Origin of the sequence: Tahibacter soli, from assembly GCF_025717065.2 — a bacterium.
In the GTDB taxonomy this organism is placed as follows: Bacteria; Pseudomonadota; Gammaproteobacteria; order Xanthomonadales; family Rhodanobacteraceae; genus Tahibacter; species Tahibacter soli.
In genome coordinates this window covers 200,399-222,100 of sequence record NZ_JAOVZO020000001.1, presented here as the reverse complement: position 1 = coordinate 222,100, position 21,702 = coordinate 200,399, and the positions used below count along the sequence as shown (strand labels likewise).

The following is a 21,702-nucleotide window of genomic DNA, read 5'->3' as shown; positions in this document are numbered from 1 at the left end:
CCGTCGCCGCCTCCTCGTTGTCCAGCAAGGAATCCGCTCCATGAAGATCCTCGTCGGCTACAAGCGCGTCGTTGACTACAACGTGCGCATCCAGGTCAAACCCGACGGCTCCGGCGTCGTCACCGAAGGCGTCAAGCTGTCGGCCAATCCGTTCGACGACATCGCGCTCGAAGAAGCGCTGCGCCTGCGCGAAAAAGGCGTCGCGACCGACGTCGTCGTCGCCACGATCGGCCCGGCCGACTGCCAGGCGCACCTGCGCAACGGCCTCGCCATGGGCGCGAACCGCGCGATCCACGTCGTCACGTCCGAGGCGATCCAGCCGCTGACGGCCGCGCGCGCGCTGCTCAAGCTCGTCGAGAAGGAACAGCCGGACATCGTCATCCTCGGCAAGCAGGCGATCGACGACGACTGCAACCAGACCGGCCAGATGCTCGCCGCGCTGTGGAATCGTCCACAAGCGACATTCGCGTCGAAGGTCGAAGTGAACGGCGGCGCCGTGCGCGTCACGCGCGAAGTCGACGCGGGCCTGGAGACGATCGACGTCGACCTGCCGGCCGTCATCACGACCGACCTGCGCCTGAACGAGCCGCGCTTCATCAAGCTGCCGGACATCATGAAGGCCAAGTCCAAGCCGCTCGAAACGATCGACTTCGCGTCGCTCGGCGTTGCGTCCGGCGACAGCCTCAAGACCACCGCCTACGCCGCGCCGCCCAAGCGCAGCAAGGGCGTGATGGTCAAGGACGTGGCCGAACTCGTGGCCGCGCTCAAGAACAAGGGTCTGGTGTAAGGGGAATCGACATGAGCAAAGTTCTGATCGTCGCCGAACACCTGAACGGCAAACTCAACCCGAGCACGGCGCGCTGCGTGACGTGCGCCAAGGCGTTCAACGCCGAATCGATCGACGTGCTGGTGCTGGCCGCCGATCCGGCCGCGATCGCCGCCGAAGCCGCGCGCATCGACGGCGTGGGCAAGGTGCTCACAGTCGCCAATGCCGCGAACGAACACGCGCTCGCGGCCGTCTACGCGCCGCAGATCGCCGCCGCCGCCGCCGGTTACAGCCACGTGCTCGCGCCGTCGACGACGTTCGGCAAGGACGTGCTGCCGCGTGCCGCCGCGCTGCTCGGCGTCGCGCAGGTTTCCGACGTCGCCGAAGTGCTCGGCGCGCACACGTTCAAGCGTCCGATCTACGCCGGCAACGCGATCATCACGGTCGAAGCGCCGGCCGACGCGATCGTCGCCGCCACCGTGCGCACCGCGTCGTTCGCCGCCGCGGCGACCGGTTCGGCGAGCGCGCCGGTCGAGGCGCTGGCGCTGTCCGTCGAACTGCCGACGCATACGCGCTTCGTCGAACTCGCGCAGGGCAAGAGCGACCGTCCGGATCTGCAGAGCGCCGGCCGCGTCGTGTCGGGCGGTCGCGGCGTCGGTTCGGCCGAGAATTTCGCGATCATCTACAAGCTCGCCGACAAGATCGGCGCGGCGGTCGGCGCGTCGCGCGCGGCAGTCGACGCGGGCTACGTGCCGAGCGACCTGCAGGTCGGCCAGACCGGCAAGATCATCGCGCCCGAGCTGTACATGGCGATCGGCATTTCCGGCGCGATCCAGCATCTGACCGGCATCAAGGACGCGGGCACGATCGTCGCGATCAACAAGGACGGCGAAGCGCCGATCTTCGAGATCGCCGACTTCGGCCTCGTCGGCGACCTGTTCAAGCTGGTGCCGGAACTCGAAGCCGCGCTCGGTTGAGCGATTCGTCATCTCGTCCCGGCGCAACGCCGGGACGAGATGGCGGCGCCCCCGACTTCCGGCGCTTGCATCGCGGCAGCCGGACCGGTTGAATCCGCGCCCTCGCCTTTGAAGACGCGCCCGGCCCTGCAATGACGCTTCGCCGATTCTTTCTGCTCGCCTGCGCGTTCGCCGCGCCCGCCCATGCCGCCATCGTCGTCGACGGCAAGCCCGACGAAGCCGACTGGGCCGACGCGCGCGTGTTCGCCGATTTCCGCCGCACGCAGCCCTACGCGCTCGACGCCGCCACGCTCGCGACGCAAGCGCGCATGCTGTCGACGCCGCAGGGCCTCGCGTTCGCGTTCCGCTGCGCGCAGCCGCCGGGCGTGCCGCGTCTGAAACCGATCACCGCGCGCGACAACATCGGCGCGGCCGACCGCGTCAACGTCATGATCGACTTCGACGCCGACGGCAAGACCGGTTACAACTTCACCGTGTCGCTGTCCGACTCGATCGAGGACGCGGTCATCACCGACGAAAACCAGTTCTCGAGCGACTGGGACGCCGACTGGCAGCACGCCGTGCACGAAACCGACGAGGGCTGGACCGTCGAAATCCTCGTGCCGTGGACGATCGCGAGCATGCGCGGTGCCGACACGCCGACGCGCACGGTGGCCGTGTATTTCGACCGCGTGGTGGCGAGCCGCAGCGAGCGCTCGGCGACGCCGCCGGTGTTCTACGGCAACCAGGTGTTTCTGTCCGGTTACGAAAAAGTGGAGATCGCGCAGTATCGCGCGCAGCTGCTCGACTTCTTCCCGTACGTGTCGGTGCTGCAGGATCTGAAAAATCCCGGCACCGAATTTCGCGGCGGCATGGACGTGTTCTGGAAACCCGGCGGCAATTTTCAACTGACCGCGACGTTGAACCCCGACTTCGGCCAGGTCGAATCGGACGAACTCGTCGTCAACTTCGACGCGATCGAGACGTACTACTCCGACAAGCGCCCGTTCTTCACCGAAAACCAGGGGCTGTTCGACCTGCGCACACCGCAGGACGGTCTGATCCTGTACACGCGGCGCATCGGCGCGGCATCGGACGACGGCAGCGGCGAGGCCGCCGGCATCGACGCGGCGCTGAAGGTCAACGGCAGCGCGGGCGCGTTCAAATACGGCTTCTTCGACGCCGAGGAATCCGGCGACGCCGGCCGCAGCTTCCGCGCCGCGCGCCTGCTCGCGCCCGGCGAAACCTTCAGCATCGGTACCCTGGTGACGTCGGTCGACCGGCCGGCGCTCGACCGCAGCGCGCTCGTCGACGCGACCGACTGGCGCTGGCAGGCGAGCGAGCGCATGCGTTTCGACGGTCAGGTCATCGCCTCGCAAGTGGACGACGCGGGCATCACCACGCGCGGCACCGGCGGCTGGGCGCGCTGGGTCGGCACCGTGAACGACCGCTGGGAACACGATGCGTGGATCAGCCACTACGGCGCCGATCTCGACTTCAACGACGCCGGCTACATGCCGCGCAACGATCTGAACCAGGCGCAATGGCGCACGCGCTACAAACGCAACGATTTCGGCGCCGACAGTGCGACCGCCGCGGTGACGTACACCGGCATCGCGGTCGGCCGCACGAACGACGACGGCGACCGGCTGTCGCCGGTCCTGCGCCTGGAACGGTCGGCCGAGTTCAAGGGCGGCGGCAAGTATTTCCTGCAGCTGCGCGGCGATCTCGCGGGGTACGACGACCAGATCGCGCGCGGCGCCGGCAACGTCTGGCGACCGTCGCGCACGAGCATGTGGACGTACTACGAAAGCCCGCGCGTCGGCGACTGGCAGTACATCGTCGGCGTGTGGCTGATGCAGGAAGGCGTGCACGGCCGCGCGGTGCAGTGGGAACCGGAGTTCACGTACTACGTCAGCGACCGGCTGACCGTCGACGTGACGGCGTACGTGCGATTTTCCAACGACTGGCTGATCTGGCTGGACGGCGACCGCCTCGCGAGCTATCGGCGCAAGCAGTGGGACACCGCCGTCAATCTCAACTGGTTTCCGGCGCCGCGGCACGAGCTGCGCGCGAAGATGCAGTGGCTGTCGATCGGCGCGCGCGACGCGCGTGCGTGGCGCATCGGCGAGCGCGGACGCCTCCGGCGCGACGGCACGGCGGACGATTTCAGCATCAACAGCTTCGGCGTGCAGCTGCGCTACCGCTACGAGATCGCCCCGCAGTCGGAGTTCTATCTCGTTTACAGCCGAGGCGGTTTCGAACGCCGCGACGGCCATGCCGACGATCCGGGCGAGCTGTTCGCCGACGCGCTGGAACTGCGCGATGCGGATCAGTTGTTGGCCAAGGTTCGGTATCGCTTCTAGACGGGTTTGACCCCGGGCCGCCCGTGCTCGGCGCGAAACTGCGCGAGCGTGCGGATCGGCGAGCCGCGCCGCTTGATCGATTCGACGACGCGAAACTGTGCGCGAACCTGATCCGCGTCCACGTCGAACAGCAGGTACCCGTGCTCGTCGCTGTTGCCGAAGTGCGCGTGCGGATTGGCCTTGAGATAGCGCGCGACGCGCTCCTGCGAGATGCCCGCCGACGTCAGCGACGTGCCGGTGAATTCGGTCGCGACGATCGCCGATTCGGGGCGGTCGAAATCGGCTTTCACGTCCATCGCGAAACTCGTGTGCACGTCGCCGCCGACGATCAGCGCATTGTTCAATTTGTGCTTCTGCAATGTTTTCACCAGTCGCGTGCGCGCCGAGTGATAGCCGTTCCAGTCCTCGGTGAAGTAGCGGTCTTCACCGTCCTCGGGTTGCTTGAACGCGCTGAACAGCGTTTCCTGCGCGATCACGTTCCAGCGCGCGCGGCTCGCGCCGAGGCCGGCGTCGAGCCAGCGCTCCTGGTCAGCGCCGAGCATCGTGCGCGCGGGATCGGCGAGCGCCGGGCATTCGCGCAGACTGGCCGTGTTCGAACCGCCGATGCCGGGACGCGGACACGCGTGCGGATCGCGGTACTGCCGGTCGTCGAGCAGATGGATGCGCGCGAGGCGGCCGACGTCGACGCGCCGGTACAGCGCGAGCGACGCGCCGGTCTTGAGCGCCGACGGCGACAGCGGCATGTGCTCGAAGTACGCCTGCAGCGCGTTCGCGCGGCGCGCCGCGAACTGCGGGTCTAGCCCTTCGGAGACGTTGCCGGCCCAGTCGTTGTCCACTTCGTGATCGTCGACCGTCACCATCCACGGCAACGCGCCGTGCGCGGCCTGCAGGTGCTCGTCGAGCCGGTACTGCGCATGGCGATTGCGGTAGTCGGCGAGCGCATGCGGCTCGCGCGACGCGTGCCGGCGTACCGGGTCTTCGTCCGAATCGGTTTCGTAGATGTAGTCGCCGACGAACAGCATCAGGTCGGGCGCGTCGGCGACGAGATGCCGATACGCGTCGTAGTAGCCCTGCTCGAAGTGCTGGCACGACGCGAGCGCGAAACGCAGCCGCGCGTTCGCGGCGTCGGGCGCCGGCAGCGTGCGCGTACGCCCGACCGCGCTCGCCTCGTCGCCGGCGAAGAAGCGGTACCAGTACGGTCGATCCGGCGCGAGGCCGTCGACGTCGACGTGCACGCTGTGCGCCAGTTCCGCCGCGGCGTAGTGCATGCCGTCGCGCACGATCTGCCGGAATCCCTCGTCGGCCGCGACTTCCCAGCGGACGCGCACGCGTTCTTCGGGCATGCCGCCGCCGTTGAGCGGATCGGGGCACAGGCGCGTCCACAGCACCACACGGTCGTGCGCGCCGACGCCCGACGCGACGCCGAGTTGAAACGGATGGCCGGCGAAGCGCACGCGCTTGTCGGCCGCGCGTACGCGCGGGCTGGCGAACGCACCGAGCGCGAACGCGGTCAGGCCGCGCAGAAACGCGCGGCGGTCGATACCCGCCGTGCGTGCGAGACGTTCGAGCGCGAGGCGGCGCGGGTCCGGGGTCGGCATCGCAATCTCCAGAGTCGATCGCGCCGATGCTACGTCGACTCGATGTCAGCCGCGCGCAGGTTCGCGCGGTGGGCGAGACACAGCGCGAATCCGCCTGCGACGGCGAACGCCGCGTGCGACCACGGCGACGGCGCAGCCAGCGCGGCGGCAAGCAGCAGCGCGCCGGCCGACGCGAACGCGAGACCGCGCCGCGCACCGCGCCGGCGCCATGCGACGAAGCTCGTGCCGAACGCGAGCGCGATCGCCGCGGCGATCGTCCAGGCCTCGTAGCGCGCGAGCCGCAACAGCGCGAACGCCAACCCGTGCGCCGGATCGCGCAGCGACAACAGTGCGAGCGTCAACGACGGCAGCAGCGCGAACGCGAGCGGCACGAGCGCGCAGTGCACGGCGCACGCGCCGGAGACGGCAAGGCCGGCGCGGTCGAACCAGACGGAATGGCGAGTGGAGATCACGTACTTACATCGCGATAACATTTGTTACGTTATAACATCTCAATGAAACGCGTCACAGCGATACTTTGGCTCACGCTCGCACCGGCCTTCGCGACCGCACACGGCGTGCACGAACACGGCGCGGCAACGCTGGCCGTCACGCTCGAAGGCGACCGCCTCGAACTGGCGCTCGGCGCACCCGGCGCCAGCATCGTCGGCTTCGAGCGCGCGCCACGCGACGATGCCGAACGCGCGGCGCTCGCGCGCGCGCAAGCGCTGCTCGCCGCGCCGGCGCAGTGGATCGCGCTGCCGGCCGCCGCGGGCTGCGCGCTCGAATCGAGCGCGGCCGACTTCGATACGGCCGGCGAACATGCCGACTTCGACGTGCGCGCGGCCTGGCGCTGCACGGCACCCGCGCGACTGACGACGCTCGATCTGACGTTGTTCGAACGATTCGCGCGTCTCGAACGCGTGACGGCGAACCTCGTGCTGCCCGACCGACAGGACAGCCGCACGCTCGCGCGCGGCGCCGCGCGACTCGTGCTCGCGCCGTGAGCGCCGTGGTCGAACTGCGCGATCTGCGCCACGCGTGGCGCGCGGACGAGCCGCTGTTCTCGTTCGCACGGCTCGACGTCGCACCGGGCGAGCGCGTGTTTCTGCACGGCCGCAGCGGCAGCGGCAAGAGCACGCTGCTCAATCTCGTCGCCGGCGTGCTCACGGCTCAGAGCGGCGCCGTGCGCGTGCTCGGCCGCGATCTGGCGCGCCTGCGCGCCAGCGCGCGCGATCGCGTGCGTGCCGACCACATCGGCGTCATTTTCCAACAGTTCAATCTGATACCGTATCTCGACGTCGCGTCGAACGTGCATCTGGCGTGCCGCTGGTCGCGGCGCCGGCGCGAGCGTGCGGCGCTCGCCGGCGGCGTCGACGCCGAGGCGCGGCGCCTTCTCGCGGCGCTCGATCTCGACCCCGACGCGCTCGCGCGGCAACCGGCATACGCGCTCAGCGTCGGCCAGCAGCAGCGCGTCGCGGCGGCGCGCGCGCTGATCGGCGCGCCGGAACTGATCGTCGCCGACGAACCGACGTCGGCGCTCGACGCCGACGCACGCGACGCGTTCGTGCGCCTCCTGCTCGACGAATGCCGCCGCGCCGGCAGCGCGGTGCTGTTCGTCAGCCACGATCGCGCGCTGGCCGGCTGCTTCGACCGCGTGCTGCAGATCGGGCCCGTCGCATGACGCCGTTCGCGCTCGCGTGGCGCAGCCTGCGCAATCGCCGCGCGACGGCGCTCGTCTGCATCGCGACGATCGCGCTCGGCGTCGCGGTGACGGTGGCGGTCGAGCGCATCCGCGCCGACGTGCGCGCGAGCTTCGCCGGCACCGTGTCGGGCATCGATCTCGTCGTCGGCGCTCGCTCGGGGCCGCTGAATCTGCTGCTGTACTCGGTGTTCCATATCGGCGACGCGACGAACGAGATCGCCTGGTCGAGCTACGAGGCGATCGCGCGCTGGAACGAGGTCGACTGGGCCGTGCCGGTGGCGCTCGGCGATTCGCACCGCGGCTTTCGCGTCGTCGGCACGACCGCCGAATTCTTCCGGCGCTATCGCTTCGGTGCGCGCCGCGACCTGGCGTTCGCGCAGGGCCGCGCGTTCGGCGCGACGTTCGAAGCGGTCGTCGGCGCCGACGTCGCGCAGCGCCTGGGCTATGCGCCGGGCCGCGAACTCGTGCTGACGCACGGCCTCGCCGGCTTCGTCGCGCACGAGAACGATCCGTTCCGCATCGTCGGCGTGCTCGCGCGCACCGGCACGCCGGTCGATGCCGCGGTGCTCGTCGATCTGTCGGCGATCGACGCGATCCATCGCGACTTCATGCCCGACGGCCGCGAGGCGCCCGCGACGATCACCGCGTTCTTCGTCGGACTCAAAAGCCGCGCCGCGACGTTCGCCGTGCAGCGGCGCATCAACGACTACGCCGCCGAGCCGCTGCTCGCGATCCTGCCCGGCGTCGCGCTGCAGAGCCTGTGGCGTCTCGTCGGCGTCGCCGAAAACGCGCTGCGCGTCGTCGGCGCGCTGGTCGTCGCGACCGGCCTCGCCGGCATGCTCGGCGTGCTGCTCGCCGGTTTGAACGAGCGCCGCCGCGAGATGGCGATCCTGCGCGCGCTCGGTGCCGGCGCGGGCACGGTGTTCGCGCTGCTCGTCGTCGAGGCGCTCGTCCTCGCGGCGGTCGGCGGCGCGCTGGGCCTTGCGCTCGCGTGCGCCGCGCTCGCCGGCGCGAGCGACTTCGCCGCCGCGCAGTACGGCCTGCAGTTCGGCGCGGCGTGGCCGTCGTCGCGCGACGTCCTGCTCGTCGCGGCCGTCGTCGCGGTCGCGGCTGTCGCCGGCGGCGTGCCCGCCGCCCTCGCGTGCCGGCGCAGCCTCGCCGACGGTTTGAGTCTGCGCTTATGAGGCGCTTGCTGTGCGTCGTCGCCATCGTGCTCGCGGGCTGTTCGCCCGAGCCCGCGCCGCCGGTACCGGTCGAACGCGACGACGGCGCCGCGCTCGCACGCGCGGCGACCGACGGCGCGATGGCGGCACGCCGTCATGCCGCGCGCAGCGGCCTCGCGCCGGCCGTCACCGGCGGCGCCGTTGCGCCCGAACCGGCGGCGCCGCCGAAAGCCCACGACGGCTACGCCGACGTCGACTGGACCGACCTCATGCCCCGTGCCGAACTCGACGCGCTGCGCCGCGGCGACGCACCCGCAATCGACCACCACGGCGCGCGGCGCATGACGCAATCGGGATCTTTCCACACGGTATCCACGTATACCGGCCGGCGGATCCGCCTCGCCGGCTACGTCGTGCCGGTCGCGTTCGACGACGCCGAGCACGTGCGCGAATTCCTGTTCGTGCCGTATTTCGGCGCGTGCATCCACGTTCCGCCGCCGCCGCCGAACCAGCTCGTGCACGTCACGCTCGCGCAGTCCGTGCGCGCGCCCGATCCGTGGGAGCCGCAATGGCTGCGCGGCACGCTGCGCGAGGAACGCGTCGACGGCGACCTCGGCAACGCCGCTTACGTCATGGACGACGCGTCGCTCGCGCCTTACGACGGCTAATTTCGTTCGAACGCCTCGGCGCGCTCGATCGCCCGCGCGATCCGCGCCGCGCTGGACGGATGCGACTGGAGGTACCCGAGCGCCTGGCCGTCGCGGCGCTTCGCGCCCGCCGCGTCGATCTTGCGCATCGCGTCGGCGAGGCGGCGCGGCGACACCCCGGCACGCTCGAGCGAATCGAACGCGAATTCGTCGGCCTGCGCCTCGAACGCACGCGAGTAGTGCTGGTCGAGCAGAAACGTCGGCACGGCAATCGCGACCGCACCGGCCGAGCCGACGTCGCCGGTGACGAGCGCCGCGGCCAGCGCGACGGCCGATCCCTGCAGCACCGAGCGCATGACGTGGCGATGGTGCTGATGCCCGGTTTCGTGCGCGAGCACGGCCAGCACTTCGTCGTCGTCGAGTTCGCGCACCAGCGCGTCGGTCGCGACGATATCGCCGCCCGGCAGCGCGAACGCGTTCGCGCCGAGGCCGACCGCGCGAACGTCACGCGATACTCGCCGCCGCCGGGGACGAGGGCCGCGTACGCGGCGTAGCGCGCGAGGATCGCCTCCGTGCGCCCGCGTTCGAGCCCCGTTTCGTCGAAGCCCATGCGCCGCAACATCGCATCGACCTGCGCGCCGAGCGTGCGCTCGACCGACAGCGGTATCGCGCGCGCCGCGACGTCGGCGAGGCGCGGCAAGCCGTACGCGAAGAAGAAGCCCGCCGCGACCGCGCAGATCGCCAGCGCCGCGAGCGCCATGCGCCAGCGGCGTTCCAGGCGGTCGACGCGCGCCTCGACGCGATGACGCTCGCCGAACCACGCGTCGAGCGCGTCGTCGTCGTCGACGTGCGCGATCGAGCCGTCGGCGAAACGCAGCGTGCGCTGCACACGGGCCAGCCGCGGCGTTATCTCGATCGACGCGATCGGCTCGGTGCGCCACCAGTCGCCAGCATCGATCTCGAGCGTCGCGGCGTCGACGCGGCGCAGCGTCACCGCGTGCGCGCGGCTCGTGCGGCCGTCGTACCACGTCGCCGCGCGTTCGTTCACAGGCCGATGTCCACGTCGAACAGGCCGTCGACTTCCGACGCGGCGGCGCCGACGTCCGTCTTCGCCTCGGCGGTGAACGTCTCGAGATCGCCGCTCGCGACGAGCATGAGATGGTCGGCGCGATAGCGCGCGAGCCGGATCATCGCCCACGGAATCAGCATGCCGGCGCTCGCGAGGATCGCGATCGTGTTGCTCGCGTACAGCCACAACAGGTCGCGCGCGCGCAGCGACGAGATGAAATGGTGGCCGTCGATCGAGGTGTGGTTGTAGACGATGTTGCCGATGCGCGCGGACAGGAACGTCCACGCCACGAAATACGCCAGATACATCGTGACGGTGTAGGCGGTGGCCAGAAGCTCCGCGCGCGCCTCGGCCTGTGCGTCGTTCGATGCGTACGCTCCCATCGCCGCCGGCATCACCAGCACCACGAACACGACGATCAGTCCGACGAGGCTCAGCCCTGCGCCGACGTACGGCCCGAAGAAGGGCGACGCGTCGGTGCCGAACACGAAGCGCCTTCCGCCGAAACGGTGGTTGTCGACGACGAACGCCTTCTGCTTGTACTTGATGTACGGATAGATCAGTCCGAGCGTCAGCGGCACGAGCATGTACATCAGAAAAAAGTAGCGGATCGCCTCGCCGTAGTCGCCGACGAAACGGAACGTCAGCCCGCGCCACGACGCGTAGCGCGCGCGAAACATCAGGCCGCGCACGACGAGCCACGGCGTCGCGAGGCTGATCACGACGAGCAGTACGAGCGCGACCAGCGGCATGAACTGGCTCGCCAGCAGATAGCTGCCGAACAGGACGACCGCGATGATGCGCCCCTTCAGGATCGGCAGCGGCTGCGCGAGGTATTCGAACGGCGCGCCGGCAAGGCGCGTGTGGCCGTAGAAGTAGCGCTGCGTGCGCACTTTCGCCCAGGCCGAATACACGCCGAGCGTGACGATGCCGAGCGCGAGGTTGACGATCCAGATGCGAAAGTACTCGCGCACGTCGCCGCTGAAGACGAACCGGTGCGTCCGCGGTTCGGTCGTCGTCGCGGTCGCGTCGTTTCCCGCTTCCGGCACGACACCGGTTTCCGTCGCTTCGTTCACGAATCCCCCTGCGCGAATCCAACGGGGTGCCGAGGGACGGATCCGTCCGCCCCTCGGCGGTGCAGGCAAAGCCTGCAAACCTTCGACGGGGGCTTCCCACCCCCGGCGATCCTTCCGTGGACCGCCTGCGGACCGCCCGTGTACGGCCCGCGTCGTTAATCGAAATTCAGCGCGAAACATGATCAATGCCAGGCATCGCGATATCGCAATCGTACCTATGGCCGATACAATGGCGCGTCCGGCAGCCTTCCCTGCCGACCGCGCGCCCTGCAACAATCGAACCGGCCGGCTCGACGGTCACGGGCCGCTCGACCCTATCGTCATCCGCCACGGAAGTCAGGCAATCCCGACATGAGCAAGCCGATCTGGGAACCCAGCCCCGAACGCGTCGAACGCGCGAACCTCAGCCGCTTCATGCGCTTCGTGCGCGAACAGACCGGCAACGAGGATCTGCGCAGCTACGCGCCGCTGTACGATTTTTCGGTGCGGTATCCCGAGCGCTTCTGGCAGCTCGTATGGGAGTTCTGCGGCATCCGCGCATCGGGCACGTTCCATGAAGTGCTCGTCGACGGCGACAAGATGCCCGGCGCGAAATGGTTTCCCGGCATCCGGTTGAACTTCGCGCAAAATCTGCTGCGCTTCAAGGACGACCGCGCGGCGATCCTGTTCCGCAACGAGTGGGGTCACGCGCGGGAAATTTCCTACGCCGAGCTGCACCAGCACGTCGGCCGACTCGCGCATGCGCTGCGCGAGCTGGGCCTGCGGCCTGGGGACCGCGTCGCGGGTTTTCTGCCGAACATGCCGGAAACCGTCATCGCGATGCTCGCGGCGACGTCGCTCGGCGCGGTGTGGTCGTCGTGCTCGCCCGATTTCGGCATCAACGGCGTCGTCGACCGCTTCGGCCAGATCGAGCCGAAGGTGCTGTTCACGACCGACGCGTATCCGTACGGCGGCAAGACGCACGACTGCCTCGCCAAGATCCGCGGCGTGATCGCGCAGCTGCCGAGCGTCGAGAAGCTGGTCGTGATTCCCTACAGCGGCGCGGCGCTCGCGCTCGATGACATCCCGAACGCGGTCGCGTGGCCCGACTTCGTCGGCACCGAAGATCGCGCGCTGCAGTTCGAGCTGACACCGTTCGACCACCCGTTGTACATCATGTATTCGTCGGGCACGACCGGCGTGCCGAAATGCATCGTGCACGGCGCCGGCGGCACGCTGATCCAGCACCTGAAGGAACACGTGCTGCACGCGGACGTCAAGCGCGAAGACAAGATCTTCTACTACACGACGTGCGGCTGGATGATGTGGAACTGGCTCGTGTCGAGCCTCGCGGTCGGCGCCGGCGTCGTGCTGTACGACGGCTCGCCGTCGCATCCCGACGGCAACGCGCTGTGGGATCTCGCCGACGAACTCGGCATCACCGTGTTCGGCACGAGCGCGAAATGGATCTCGGCGATCGAGAAGGCCGGCGTGCGCCCGCGCGAGACGCACAAGCTGCTGGCGCTGAAGACGATCCTGTCGACCGGTTCTCCGCTCGCGCCCGAAAGCTACGACTACGTCTACCGCGACGTGAAAGAACGCGTGATGCTGTCGTCGATCTCCGGCGGCACCGACATCATTTCGTGCTTCGCGCTCGGCAGCCCGCTGCTGCCGGTCTACCACGGCGAGCTGCAGTGCCGCGGACTCGGCATGAAGGTGGAAATTCTCGACGACGACGGCAAGCCCGTGCGCGAGGAGACCGGCGAACTCGCCTGTCTCGCGCCGTTTCCGTCGATGCCGATCTATTTCTGGAACGATCCGGACGGCAGCAAATACCACAATGCGTATTTCGCGCGGCACCCGAACGTGTGGTGCCACGGCGACTACGCGATGCTGACCGAGCACGAGGGCGTCATCATCTACGGCCGCTCGGACGCCACGCTCAATCCCGGCGGCGTGCGCATCGGCACGGCGGAAATCTACCGGCAGGTCGAGCAGCTGCCCGAAGTGGTCGAAAGCCTGTGCATCGGCCAGGACTGGGAGCACGACGTGCGCGTGGTGCTGTTCGTGCGGCTGCGCGAGGGCGCGACGCTCGACGACGCGCTGCGCGACCGCATCAAGAAGCAGATCCGCGACAACACCACGCCGCGCCACGTGCCGGCGAAGATCCTCGCGGTCGCCGACATCCCGCGCACGATCTCCGGCAAGATCGTGGAACTCGCGGTACGCAACATCGTGCACGGCAAGCCGGTGAAGAACACCGACGCGCTCGCCAATCCGCAGGCGCTGGCGCTGTACGAGGCGCTGCTGCCGGAACTGTCGGTGTGACGGCGGATTTTTTCGTCCATCCGCTCGGCTGCTGCGAAAGCGTCGCGATCGGTCCGCGCACGCGCGTGTGGGCGTTCGCGCACGTGCTGCCCGGCGCGCGCATCGGTGCCGACTGCAACATCTGCGACCACGTGTTCGTCGAGAACGACGTCGTCGTCGGCGACCGGGTGACGGTCAAATGCGGCGTGCAGCTGTGGGACGGCCTGCGCGTCGAGGACGACGTGTTCATCGGCCCGAACGCGACGTTCACGAACGATCGTTTTCCGCGCAGCAAGGAATATCCCGAGACGTTCGCGCAGACGCATGTCGGCCGCGGCGCATCGATCGGCGCGAACGCGACGATCCTGCCCGGCGTGTCGATCGGACAGTACGCGATGGTCGGCGCCGGCGCGGTCGTCACGCGCTCGGTGCCGCCGCACGCGATCGTCGTCGGCAATCCGGCGCGCATCACCGGCTATGTCGAATCGCATGCGCAGACGCGCGGTTCGGCCACCGAAGCGACGGCATTTCCCGCGGAACCCGGCACGGTCGCGACCGCGGTCGCCGGCGTGACGTTGCATCGATTGAAACAAGTCAAGGATTTGCGCGGCAGCCTGAGCGTCGGCGAATTTCCGACCGATATTCCATTCAACGCGGAACGGTATTTTCTCGTTTACGACGTACCGAGCGCCGAAACCCGCGGCGAGCACGCGCATCTGGCGTGCCACCAGTTTCTCGTCTGCGTCAAAGGCAGTTGCGCGGTCGTCGCCGACGACGGCAGCCGGCGCCAGGAATTTCTGCTCGACCGTCCCGAACTCGGCATCCACCTGCCGCCGATGGTCTGGGGCATCCAGTACAAATATTCGCCGGACGCGGTTTTGCTGGTATTTGCGTCGCACCGCTACGATGCGGCCGATTATGTCCGGGACTATGACCGGTTTCTCGCTTTGAGCCGGCCCACGCCTTCCTGAGCGCCTCGCGCGGCAAGGCATAGTAGACTTCCGGCTTTGCCCGCCACGGCGGGCACGCAACCTTGTGGCCGGACCCGGACGGATGTCGACTACGCCCATTCCCCTTTGCGTCGATCTCGACGGCACGCTGATACGCTCGGACCTCCTGTTCGAGTCGGCGCTGGCGTTGCTGCGCCGCAATCCGCTGTACTTTTTTCATTCGTCGCCTGGCTGATGAAAGGCCGCGCGCATCTGAAGCGGCAGATCGCTTTGCGCGCGCAGATCGACCCGTCCGCGCTGCCCTACGACGAGCGCGTGGTCGAATGGCTGCGTACGGAAGACCGGCCGCGCGTGCTGTGCACCGCTTCCGACGCGCAGCTCGCGCAGGCGGTCGCGGCGCACGTCGGCGTCTTCGACGCGGTGATGGCGAGCGACGGCGAGCGCAATCTCGCCGGCCGCGCCAAGGGCGACGCGCTGCGCGAACGCTACGGCGAGCGCGGCTTCGACTACGCCGGCAACGAACGCCGCGATCTCGCCGTGTGGAAATATGCACGACGCGCCGTCGTGGTCAATGCGGCAGCGTCGCTGCCGGCCGCGGCCGCGCAGGAATGCGAGGTCGAGCGCGTGTTCGAGCGCCCGGCCGGCGGGCCCAAGGTGTGGCTCAAGGCGCTGCGCCTGCACCAGTGGGCGAAGAACCTGCTGGTCTTCCTGCCGATACTCGCCGGCCACCGCGTGTTCGAAACGCAGGCGCTCGTGCATTCGGTCGTCGCGTTCGTCGCGTTCGGGCTGTGCGCGTCGGGCGTCTACGTGCTCAACGACCTGTTCGACCTCGACGCCGACCGCCGCCACCCGCGCAAGCGCCTGCGGCCGTTCGCCGCCGGCACGCTGCCGCTCGTCCACGGCCTGGTCGCCGCGCCGCTGCTGGTCGTCGTCGCGTTCGCGCTCGCCTTCGTCGCCGGCCCCGCGTTCGCCGGCGTGCTCGCGATCTACTACGCGCTGACGCTCGCCTATTCGCTGCATTTGAAGCGCGTGGTGATGCTCGACGTCGTCGTGCTCGCGGCGCTCTACACCGTGCGCATCATCGGCGGCGCCGCGGCGATCGGCGGCGGCCTGTCGTTCTGGCTGCTCGCATTCTCGATGTTCCTGTTCCTGAGCCTCGCCATGCTCAAGCGCTACACCGAGCTGGCCGCGCTGCAGAACGGCCCGACGAACAAGGCCAGCGGACGCGGCTATACCGTCGACGACGTTCCGCTGATCCAGTCGCTCGGCGGCTCGAGCGGCTATCTCTCGGTGCTCGTGCTCGCGCTGTACATCAACAGCACGGCGAGCGAGGCGCTGTACCACCGGCCTCAGATCCTGTGGCTGCTGTGCCCGCTGCTCTTGTACTGGATCAGCCGCGTCTGGCTCGTCGCGCATCGCGGCGGCATGCACGACGATCCGGTCGTGTTCGCGCTCGTCGATACGGTCAGCCGCATCGTGCTCGTGCTCTGCGCGATCGTCGTGGCCGGAGCGATCTGATGTCGCCGGGTACCTCGTGGGGCCGCTACCCGCAGGCGCAGAACCAGCGCGTGATCGCGCTGCGCGACCGCCACGCGCCGCTGCCGGCGTTCGAGGGCACCGCACTGCCGTACGGCAACGGGCGCAGCTACGGCGATTCGTGCCTCAACGACGGCGGCACGCTGCTGGCCACGCGCGGGCTCGACCGCTACATCGGCTTCGATCCGGCGACCGGCGTGCTGCGCTGCGAAGCCGGCGTGCTGCTGTCGGACATCCTCGATTTCGCCGTCGCGCAAGGCTGGTTCCTGCCGGTCACGCCCGGCACGAAGTTCGTGACCGTCGGCGGCGCGATCGCCAACGACGTGCACGGCAAGAACCATCACGTCGCCGGTTGCTTCAGCGAGTACGTCGACGGCTTCGAACTGTTGCGCTCGGACGGCACGCGGCGCTGGTGCAGCCCGTCCGAGAACGCCGACTGGTTCGCCGCGACGGCCGGCGGCCTCGGCCTCACCGGCGTCGTCACCTGGGCGCAGATCCGTTTGAAGCGCATCCGCGGCGCCTGGATGAACATCGAAACGCACCGCTTCGCGAACCTGCGCGAGTTTCTCGCGCTGTCGGCGGCGTCGGAGCGCGACTACGAATACACGGTGGCGTGGATCGACTGCGTCGCGCGCGGCGACGCGCTCGGGCGCGGCCACTTCATCCGCGCGAACCACGCGCCGGCCGGCGACGGCCCGGCGCGGCCCAAGCGGCGATTGTCGGTGCCGTTCACGCCGCCGTTCTCGCTGATCAACGGCGCGTCGCTGCGCGCGTTCAACGCGGCGTACTACCACCGGCAGCGCACGCCGGTCGCGCACGCGCTGACGCACTACGAGCCGTATTTCTACCCGCTCGACGCGATCGGTCACTGGAACCGCATCTACGGGCCGAAAGGCTTTCTGCAGTACCAGTGCGTCGTGCCGCCGGAAGGCGCGGAGCACGCGCTGACCGACCTCATCGAGCAGATCGCCGACAGCGGCACCGGTTCGTTCCTGGCGGTCCTGAAGATGTTCGGCCCGGGCCGCTCGGCTGGTATCCTCTCGTTCCCGCGGCCGGGCGCGACCCTCGCGCTCGACTTCCCGAACCGGGGCGCGGCCACATTCGAACTGCTCGAGCGGCTCGACGACGTCGTCGCCGCGGCGGGCGGCGCGGTCTATCCGGCCAAGGATGCGCGGATGCGCGGAGAGCGCTTCCGGCAGTACTACCCGGCCTGGGAAAGCTTGCGACCCTACCTCGACCCGGCGTTTTCGTCGGGTTTCTGGCGGCGCGTGACGGAGTAACGCAATGCGCAGGATCCTCATCATCGGTGCGACCTCGGCGATCGCCGAAGCCACCGCGCGACGCTTCGCCGCCCGCGGCGACGCGCTGTGCCTCGTCGGCCGCGACGCGGCGCGTCTGAAAACGATCGCCGACGACCTCGGCGTCCGCGGCGCCGTGCGCACCGCGACGGCGACGCTCGACGTCAACGACTACGCCGCGCACGCCGGCGCGATCGACACCGCCGAGCGCGAACTCGGCGGCCTCGATACGGTACTGATCGCACACGGCACCTTGTCCGACCAGGCCGAATGCGAGACCTCGGTCGACGCGCTGCGGCGCGAATTCGACACGAACGCGCTGTCGGTCATGGCACTCCTGACGCCGCTGGCGAACCGCTTCGCCGCGCAAGGCCACGGCACGATCGCGGTGATCTCGTCGGTCGCCGGCGATCGCGGACGCATGTCGAACTACGCGTACGGCGCGGCCAAGGCGGCGGTCAGCGCGTTCCTGTCGGGGCTGCGCCAGCGGCTGCAGAAGTCCGGCGTCGCGGTCGTGACGATCAAGCCCGGCTTCGTCGATACGCCGATGACGAAGAATTTTCCCAAAGGCGCCTTGTGGGCGCAGCCGGACGACGTCGCCAAGGGCATCGTCGAGGCGATCGACAAGGGCAAGAGCGTCGTCTACCTGCCGTGGTTCTGGTCGCTGATCATGTTCGTGATCCGCTGCGTGCCGGAATTCGTGTTCAAGCGGGTGAAGCTGTGAGCGTCGGCAAGGCCGACAAGCTCGTCCTGACCGGCGCGGCCGGCCTGGTCGGGCAGAATCTCATCGTCGAGCTCAAGGCGCAGGGCTATACGAACCTCGTCGCGATCGACAAGCACGCGCACAACCTCGGCATCCTGCGCGAACTGCACCCCGACGTGACGACGATCCACGCCGACCTCGCCGAAGCGGGCGCCTGGGAAAACGCGTTCGCCGGCGCCGCGTGCGTCGTACAGCTGCACGCGCAGATCACCGGCAAGTTTCCGCAGGAGTTCGTGCGCAACAACCAGGACGCGACGAAGCGCGTGCTCGACGCATGCAAGCGCCACGGCGTGCCTTACCTCGTGCACATCTCGTCGTCGGTCGTGAACTCGGTGGCCGACGACGATTATACGAACACCAAAAAGGTACAAGAGCGCATGGTGCAGGACAGCGGCGTCGCGCATTGCGTGCTGCGACCGACGCTGATGTTCGGCTGGTTTGATCCCAAGCACCTGGGCTGGCTGTCGCGGTTCATGGAGAAAGTGCCGGTGTTCCCGATCCCGGGCCACGGCCGCTACATGCGTCAGCCGCTGTACGAGCGCGACTTCTGCCGCTGCATCGTCAAGTGCATCGAAACGCAGCCGCCCGGCACGGTGTACGACGTCTGCGGCGACACGCGCATCGACTACGTCGACATCATCCACACGATCAAGCGCGCGAAGGGCCTGCGCACGCCGATCGTGCACATCCCGTACGGATTGTTTCGCCTGCTGTTGAAAATCTACGCGTTGTTCAGCGACAAGCCGCCGTTCACGGCGGACCAGCTGAAGGCGCTGACGGCCGGCGACGAATTCACCGGCGTCGACACGGAGCGCGTGTTCGGCGTGAAGCAGACGCCGTTCGCCGACGCCGTACGCGAAAGCTATTGCGATCCGCGCTACGGCAAGATCGTGCTCGAACGATGAGCGGGCGCGACGCGAGGCGGCGACGGTGACGCGCGCACAGGACATCGCGCACACGCCGGTCGCGACCGCGCTGCGCAATGACCGCCACGACGCGCCGCCCGACGCTGTGCTGGCGCTCGTGCTTGTCGTGGCCGTACTCGCGCTCAAAGCGCCCGACGCGCTGACGCTGCCTCAGTTCTGGGCCGAAGACGGCACCTTGCTGTTCCCCGAGCAATACGGACACGCGATGCCGCGCCTGCTGACGTCCGCGGCCGGCTATCTCGTCGTGCTGCAGCGTCTCGTCGCGTGGATCGCGACGGGTTTGTCGAACGTCCATGCGCCGCTCGTCTATTGCAGCGCGGCCTTGCTGACCGGCGCGCTGTCGCTGTGGTCGCTGCGGCGCCTGCCGCTGCCGGGCGCCGCGTTCTGGACGCTCGTGGCCGCGGTCGCGCTGGTGCCGAGCACCGGCGAAGTGTTCGGCACGCTGGTCAACGTGCAGTGGCTGGTCCAGTTCTATCTGCTGGTGCCTGTCGCGTGCTTCCTGTCCGGCGAGAAGCCCCGCCGACCATGGCTGACGGTGCCGGCCACGGCGGTCGCCGCGCTGACGGGTCCGTTTTCGATTTTCGCCGTGGCGGGCGCCGTCGCGGGTTATGCCTGCCTGTGGATCGAGGCGCGGCTCGCCGGCAACCTGCGGCCGCATCGCACGCTGCCGCGCCCCGACGCCGCCATCGTCACGCTCGCGGCCGGCGCGCTCGTGCAGGTGTGCTACGTCAAGTTCGGTGCGTATGCGTCGTCGCCGCTGATCCCGTCGTGGACCGCACTCGCCGACATCGCCGCGTCGCTGCAGGCGCATACGCTCGGCAAGATGCTGATGCCCAACGCGGTGTTCTGCCTCGTCGCCGCCGCGCTCGTCGTGCTCGCGTGGTCGGGTGCCGGCACGCCCGTGCGCCGCGCGGTGGTGGCCGCGATCGCCGCGGCGAACGCAGCGCAGTTGTGGACGTTCGCCTGCAAGTACACGACGCAGCCGTTTCCGATCCACACACTCGGCTCCGGCGACCGCTACTACGTCATGTTCAAGTTCGGCTTCTGGGTCTGCGCCGTGCTGGCGCTCGCAACGCTGCTGGGCCGTCGCCGGCATCTGGCGCTGCCGGCGACGCTTGCGCTGCTCGCGGCCGTCGCGATCGCCAATCCGCCCGAAGTGCTGCGCCGCCCGACGCTCGCCGACTTCGAATGGCACAAGCATGCCGAGCGCATGGACCGCGGCGAAGCCGTGACGGCGCCGGTCAATCCCGCTCCCTGGATCCTGAGCGTACCCGCCCGATGACGAGGGCCGGTACGACCACACACCGCGCAATGAGAAACGACCGATGAAGTTTGCCGTACTGGGCTCCGGCCCGATGGGCCTGATGGCCGCCATGGAACTATTGAAGGCCGGTCACGAGGTCGACGTCTACGAGCGCGACGACCGCATCGGCGGCATGTCGGCCAGCTTCGATTTCGACGGCCTGTCGATCGAGCGCTACTACCACTTCGTGTGCAAGACCGACGATCCGCTGTTCGAGCTGCTCGCCGAACTCGGCATGTCCGACCGCCTCAAGTGGACCGACACCAAGATGGGCTTCTACTGCGATGGTCGCCTGTACAAATGGGGTACGCCGTTCGCGCTGCTCGGCTTCGACAAGCTCGGCTGGATCGACAAGTTCCGCTACGCGCTGCACGTGATGCGCACGAAGTCCGTGCGCGACTGGCGCGCGCTCGACAAGGTCGGCGTCATCGACTGGCTCAAGGCGAACCTCGGCGAGCGCAGCTACAAGGTGCTGTGGGAGCGCCTGTTCCATCTCAAATTCTACGAATACAAAGATAAACTCTCGGCCGCGTGGCTCGGCACGCGCATCAAGCGCGTCGCGCTGTCGCGCAAGAACCTGTTCACCGAATCGCTCGGCTACCTCGAAGGCGGCTCGGATGCGCTGCTCGCGCGCATGCGCGACTTCGTCGTCGAGCGCGGCGGCCGCATTCACCTGTCCTCGCCGGTCGAGAAGGTGACGTCCGAGGCCGGCCGCGTGCGCGGCATCGTCGTGCGCGGCGAAGAGCACCGGTTCGACGGTGTCGTCAGCACGACGCCGATCCAGTACGTGCCGAAGCTCGTGCCCGACCTGCCGGCCGATTTCGCCGCGAAGATCCGCGCGATCGAGAACATTCCCGTCGTCTGCGTCATCCTGAAGCTGAAAAAGCCGCTGTCGGAAAATTTCTGGATGAACATCTGCGACGAAAGCATCGAGATTCCCGGCGTCATCGAATACTCGAATTTGAACCCGACGACCGGCGACGCGATCGTCTACGCGCCGTTCTACATGCCCAAGACGCATCCGAAGTACGCGCGCGACAACGCCGAATTCATCGAAGAGACGCTCGGCTACCTGCCGAAGATCAACCCCGAATTTCAACGCGACTGGGTGCTCGCGGCGCACTGCCATCGCTACGAATTCGCGCAGGCCGTCTGTCCGCCGGGCTTCTACGACATGCTGCCGCCGATGAAGACGCCGATCGCCGGTTTCAGCATGGCCGACACCGCGTACTACTACCCGGAGGACCGGTCGATCTGCGAGAGCGTCAAGGTCGCCAAGAGCCTCGTTCGCACGGCGCTGAGCTGAGACCCTAAG

Annotated in this window: 18 protein-coding genes and 3 pseudogenes; 16 read left to right on the top strand and 5 right to left on the bottom strand. The window is 68.6% G+C overall.

What is annotated here, in order from left to right; genetic code table 11:
- The first annotated feature begins 40 nt into the window (after positions 1 to 40).
- The 3 genes from OD750_RS01010 (at position 41) to OD750_RS01000 (ending at position 4,088) form a co-directional block, all read left to right on the top strand.
- Positions 41 to 787, top strand: coding sequence for an electron transfer flavoprotein subunit beta/FixA family protein (locus OD750_RS01010; protein ID WP_263544534.1), 747 nt, complete (start codon positions 41 to 43; stop codon positions 785 to 787).
- 11 nt (positions 788 to 798) lie between these two features.
- Entirely contained in the window at positions 799 to 1,743 is a 945-nt protein-coding gene (locus OD750_RS01005) for an electron transfer flavoprotein subunit alpha/FixB family protein (protein WP_263544533.1), read from the top strand.
- Between the two features lie 131 nt (positions 1,744 to 1,874).
- A complete protein-coding gene (locus OD750_RS01000) occupies positions 1,875 to 4,088 on the top strand; it encodes a DUF5916 domain-containing protein (protein WP_263544532.1) in 2,214 nt (737 codons plus the stop codon).
- Here the strand turns inward: OD750_RS01000 and OD750_RS00995 are convergent.
- Together OD750_RS00995 and OD750_RS00990 are read right to left on the bottom strand one after the other, a co-directional pair.
- Entirely contained in the window at positions 4,085 to 5,686 is a 1,602-nt protein-coding gene (locus OD750_RS00995; protein WP_263544531.1) for an alkaline phosphatase D family protein, read from the bottom strand. The genes OD750_RS01000 and OD750_RS00995 overlap by 4 nt on opposite strands.
- A gap of 29 nt (positions 5,687 to 5,715) precedes the next feature.
- On the bottom strand, positions 5,716 to 6,138 hold the full coding sequence (locus tag OD750_RS00990) for a MerC family mercury resistance protein (RefSeq protein WP_263544530.1): 423 nt from the start codon (positions 6,136 to 6,138) through the stop codon (positions 5,716 to 5,718).
- Between the two features lie 42 nt (positions 6,139 to 6,180).
- Between OD750_RS00990 and OD750_RS00985 the strand changes: the two genes are divergently transcribed.
- Genes OD750_RS00985 through OD750_RS00970 form a run of 4 tightly spaced genes read left to right on the top strand, consistent with a single transcriptional unit; the run spans position 6,181 to position 9,201 of the window.
- Positions 6,181 to 6,672, top strand: coding sequence for a DUF2796 domain-containing protein (locus OD750_RS00985; RefSeq protein ID WP_263544529.1), 492 nt, complete (start codon positions 6,181 to 6,183; stop codon positions 6,670 to 6,672).
- Positions 6,669 to 7,349: an ABC transporter ATP-binding protein gene (locus tag OD750_RS00980; protein WP_263544528.1), complete on the top strand. Its 681-nt coding sequence runs from the start codon at positions 6,669 to 6,671 to the stop codon at positions 7,347 to 7,349. The genes OD750_RS00985 and OD750_RS00980 overlap by 4 nt, the downstream gene beginning before the upstream one ends.
- Positions 7,346 to 8,554 carry an ABC transporter permease gene (locus OD750_RS00975; protein ID WP_263544527.1) on the top strand — a complete coding sequence of 403 codons (1,209 nt, stop codon included), beginning with the start codon at positions 7,346 to 7,348 and terminating at the stop codon, positions 8,552 to 8,554. The genes OD750_RS00980 and OD750_RS00975 overlap by 4 nt, the downstream gene beginning before the upstream one ends.
- Positions 8,551 to 9,201 carry a DUF3299 domain-containing protein gene (locus OD750_RS00970; protein WP_263544526.1) on the top strand — a complete coding sequence of 217 codons (651 nt, stop codon included), beginning with the start codon at positions 8,551 to 8,553 and terminating at the stop codon, positions 9,199 to 9,201. Before OD750_RS00975 ends, OD750_RS00970 begins: the two co-directional genes overlap by 4 nt.
- On the opposite strand, the pseudogene OD750_RS00965 reads toward OD750_RS00970, so the two are convergent.
- Positions 9,198 to 9,650 (bottom strand): annotated as a pseudogene (locus OD750_RS00965) (M48 family metallopeptidase); the annotation flags it as partial. The gene OD750_RS00970 and the pseudogene OD750_RS00965 sit on opposite strands and share 4 nt — an antisense overlap.
- Positions 9,651 to 9,788: 138 nt before the next feature.
- Here OD750_RS00965 and OD750_RS00960 point away from each other — a divergent pair.
- Positions 9,789 to 9,986 carry a hypothetical protein gene (locus tag OD750_RS00960; RefSeq protein ID WP_263544594.1) on the top strand — a complete coding sequence of 66 codons (198 nt, stop codon included), beginning with the start codon at positions 9,789 to 9,791 and terminating at the stop codon, positions 9,984 to 9,986.
- A 17-nt stretch (positions 9,987 to 10,003) separates the two neighbouring features.
- On the opposite strand, the pseudogene OD750_RS27465 reads toward OD750_RS00960, so the two are convergent.
- Positions 10,004 to 10,228 (bottom strand): annotated as a pseudogene (locus tag OD750_RS27465) (DUF7092 domain-containing protein); the annotation flags it as partial.
- Positions 10,225 to 11,325: a YjgN family protein gene (locus OD750_RS00955; protein ID WP_263544525.1), complete on the bottom strand. Its 1,101-nt coding sequence runs from the start codon at positions 11,323 to 11,325 to the stop codon at positions 10,225 to 10,227. The gene OD750_RS00955 and the pseudogene OD750_RS27465, both read right to left, overlap by 4 nt.
- Positions 11,326 to 11,676: 351 nt before the next feature.
- On the opposite strand from OD750_RS00955, the gene OD750_RS00950 reads away from it, so the two are divergent.
- The 8 genes and pseudogenes from OD750_RS00950 (at position 11,677) to OD750_RS00915 (ending at position 21,693) form a co-directional block, all read left to right on the top strand.
- Positions 11,677 to 13,632, top strand: a complete 1,956-nt coding sequence (locus tag OD750_RS00950) for an acetoacetate--CoA ligase (RefSeq protein ID WP_263544524.1) — start codon at positions 11,677 to 11,679, stop codon at positions 13,630 to 13,632.
- Positions 13,629 to 14,582 carry a WxcM-like domain-containing protein gene (locus OD750_RS00945; protein ID WP_263544523.1) on the top strand — a complete coding sequence of 318 codons (954 nt, stop codon included), beginning with the start codon at positions 13,629 to 13,631 and terminating at the stop codon, positions 14,580 to 14,582. Before OD750_RS00950 ends, OD750_RS00945 begins: the two co-directional genes overlap by 4 nt.
- Before the next feature lie 82 nt (positions 14,583 to 14,664).
- Positions 14,665 to 16,079: pseudogene (locus tag OD750_RS00940) on the top strand (UbiA family prenyltransferase).
- Positions 16,079 to 17,377: an FAD-binding oxidoreductase gene (locus OD750_RS00935; RefSeq protein WP_263544522.1), complete on the top strand. Its 1,299-nt coding sequence runs from the start codon at positions 16,079 to 16,081 to the stop codon at positions 17,375 to 17,377. The pseudogene OD750_RS00940 and the gene OD750_RS00935 overlap by 1 nt, the downstream one beginning before the upstream one ends.
- A 4-nt stretch (positions 17,378 to 17,381) precedes the next feature.
- Entirely contained in the window at positions 17,382 to 18,119 is a 738-nt protein-coding gene (locus OD750_RS00930; protein ID WP_263544521.1) for an SDR family oxidoreductase, read from the top strand.
- Positions 18,116 to 19,063, top strand: coding sequence for an NAD-dependent epimerase/dehydratase family protein (locus OD750_RS00925; protein ID WP_263544520.1), 948 nt, complete (start codon positions 18,116 to 18,118; stop codon positions 19,061 to 19,063). Before OD750_RS00930 ends, OD750_RS00925 begins: the two co-directional genes overlap by 4 nt.
- Before the next feature lie 25 nt (positions 19,064 to 19,088).
- The gene (locus OD750_RS00920) at positions 19,089 to 20,366 is read left to right on the top strand and encodes a hypothetical protein (protein WP_263544519.1); all 1,278 of its coding nucleotides are present in this window, start codon (positions 19,089 to 19,091) and stop codon (positions 20,364 to 20,366) included.
- Between the two features lie 43 nt (positions 20,367 to 20,409).
- A complete protein-coding gene (locus OD750_RS00915) occupies positions 20,410 to 21,693 on the top strand; it encodes an NAD(P)/FAD-dependent oxidoreductase (RefSeq protein WP_263544518.1) in 1,284 nt (427 codons plus the stop codon).
- Positions 21,694 to 21,702: the final 9 nt, after the last annotated feature.

What these genes read in the sequence shown, in the direction of transcription:
- OD750_RS00915 (WP_263544518.1), top strand. Translation starts at nt 20,410, where the DNA reads ATGAAGTTTGCCGTACTGGGCTCCGGCCCGATGGGCCTGATGGCCGCC.
- OD750_RS00960 (WP_263544594.1), top strand. Translation starts at nt 9,789, where the DNA reads ATGCGCCGCAACATCGCATCGACCTGCGCGCCGAGCGTGCGCTCGACC.
- OD750_RS00930 (WP_263544521.1), top strand. Translation starts at nt 17,382, where the DNA reads ATGCGCAGGATCCTCATCATCGGTGCGACCTCGGCGATCGCCGAAGCC.
- OD750_RS00935 (WP_263544522.1), top strand. Translation starts at nt 16,079, where the DNA reads ATGTCGCCGGGTACCTCGTGGGGCCGCTACCCGCAGGCGCAGAACCAG.
- OD750_RS01010 (WP_263544534.1), top strand. Translation starts at nt 41, where the DNA reads ATGAAGATCCTCGTCGGCTACAAGCGCGTCGTTGACTACAACGTGCGC.
- OD750_RS01005 (WP_263544533.1), top strand. Translation starts at nt 799, where the DNA reads ATGAGCAAAGTTCTGATCGTCGCCGAACACCTGAACGGCAAACTCAAC.
- OD750_RS00975 (WP_263544527.1), top strand. Translation starts at nt 7,346, where the DNA reads ATGACGCCGTTCGCGCTCGCGTGGCGCAGCCTGCGCAATCGCCGCGCG.
- OD750_RS01000 (WP_263544532.1), top strand. Translation starts at nt 1,875, where the DNA reads ATGACGCTTCGCCGATTCTTTCTGCTCGCCTGCGCGTTCGCCGCGCCC.
- OD750_RS00995 (WP_263544531.1), bottom strand. Translation starts at nt 5,686, where the DNA reads ATGCCGACCCCGGACCCGCGCCGCCTCGCGCTCGAACGTCTCGCACGC.
- OD750_RS00950 (WP_263544524.1), top strand. Translation starts at nt 11,677, where the DNA reads ATGAGCAAGCCGATCTGGGAACCCAGCCCCGAACGCGTCGAACGCGCG.
- OD750_RS00970 (WP_263544526.1), top strand. Translation starts at nt 8,551, where the DNA reads ATGAGGCGCTTGCTGTGCGTCGTCGCCATCGTGCTCGCGGGCTGTTCG.
- OD750_RS00985 (WP_263544529.1), top strand. Translation starts at nt 6,181, where the DNA reads ATGAAACGCGTCACAGCGATACTTTGGCTCACGCTCGCACCGGCCTTC.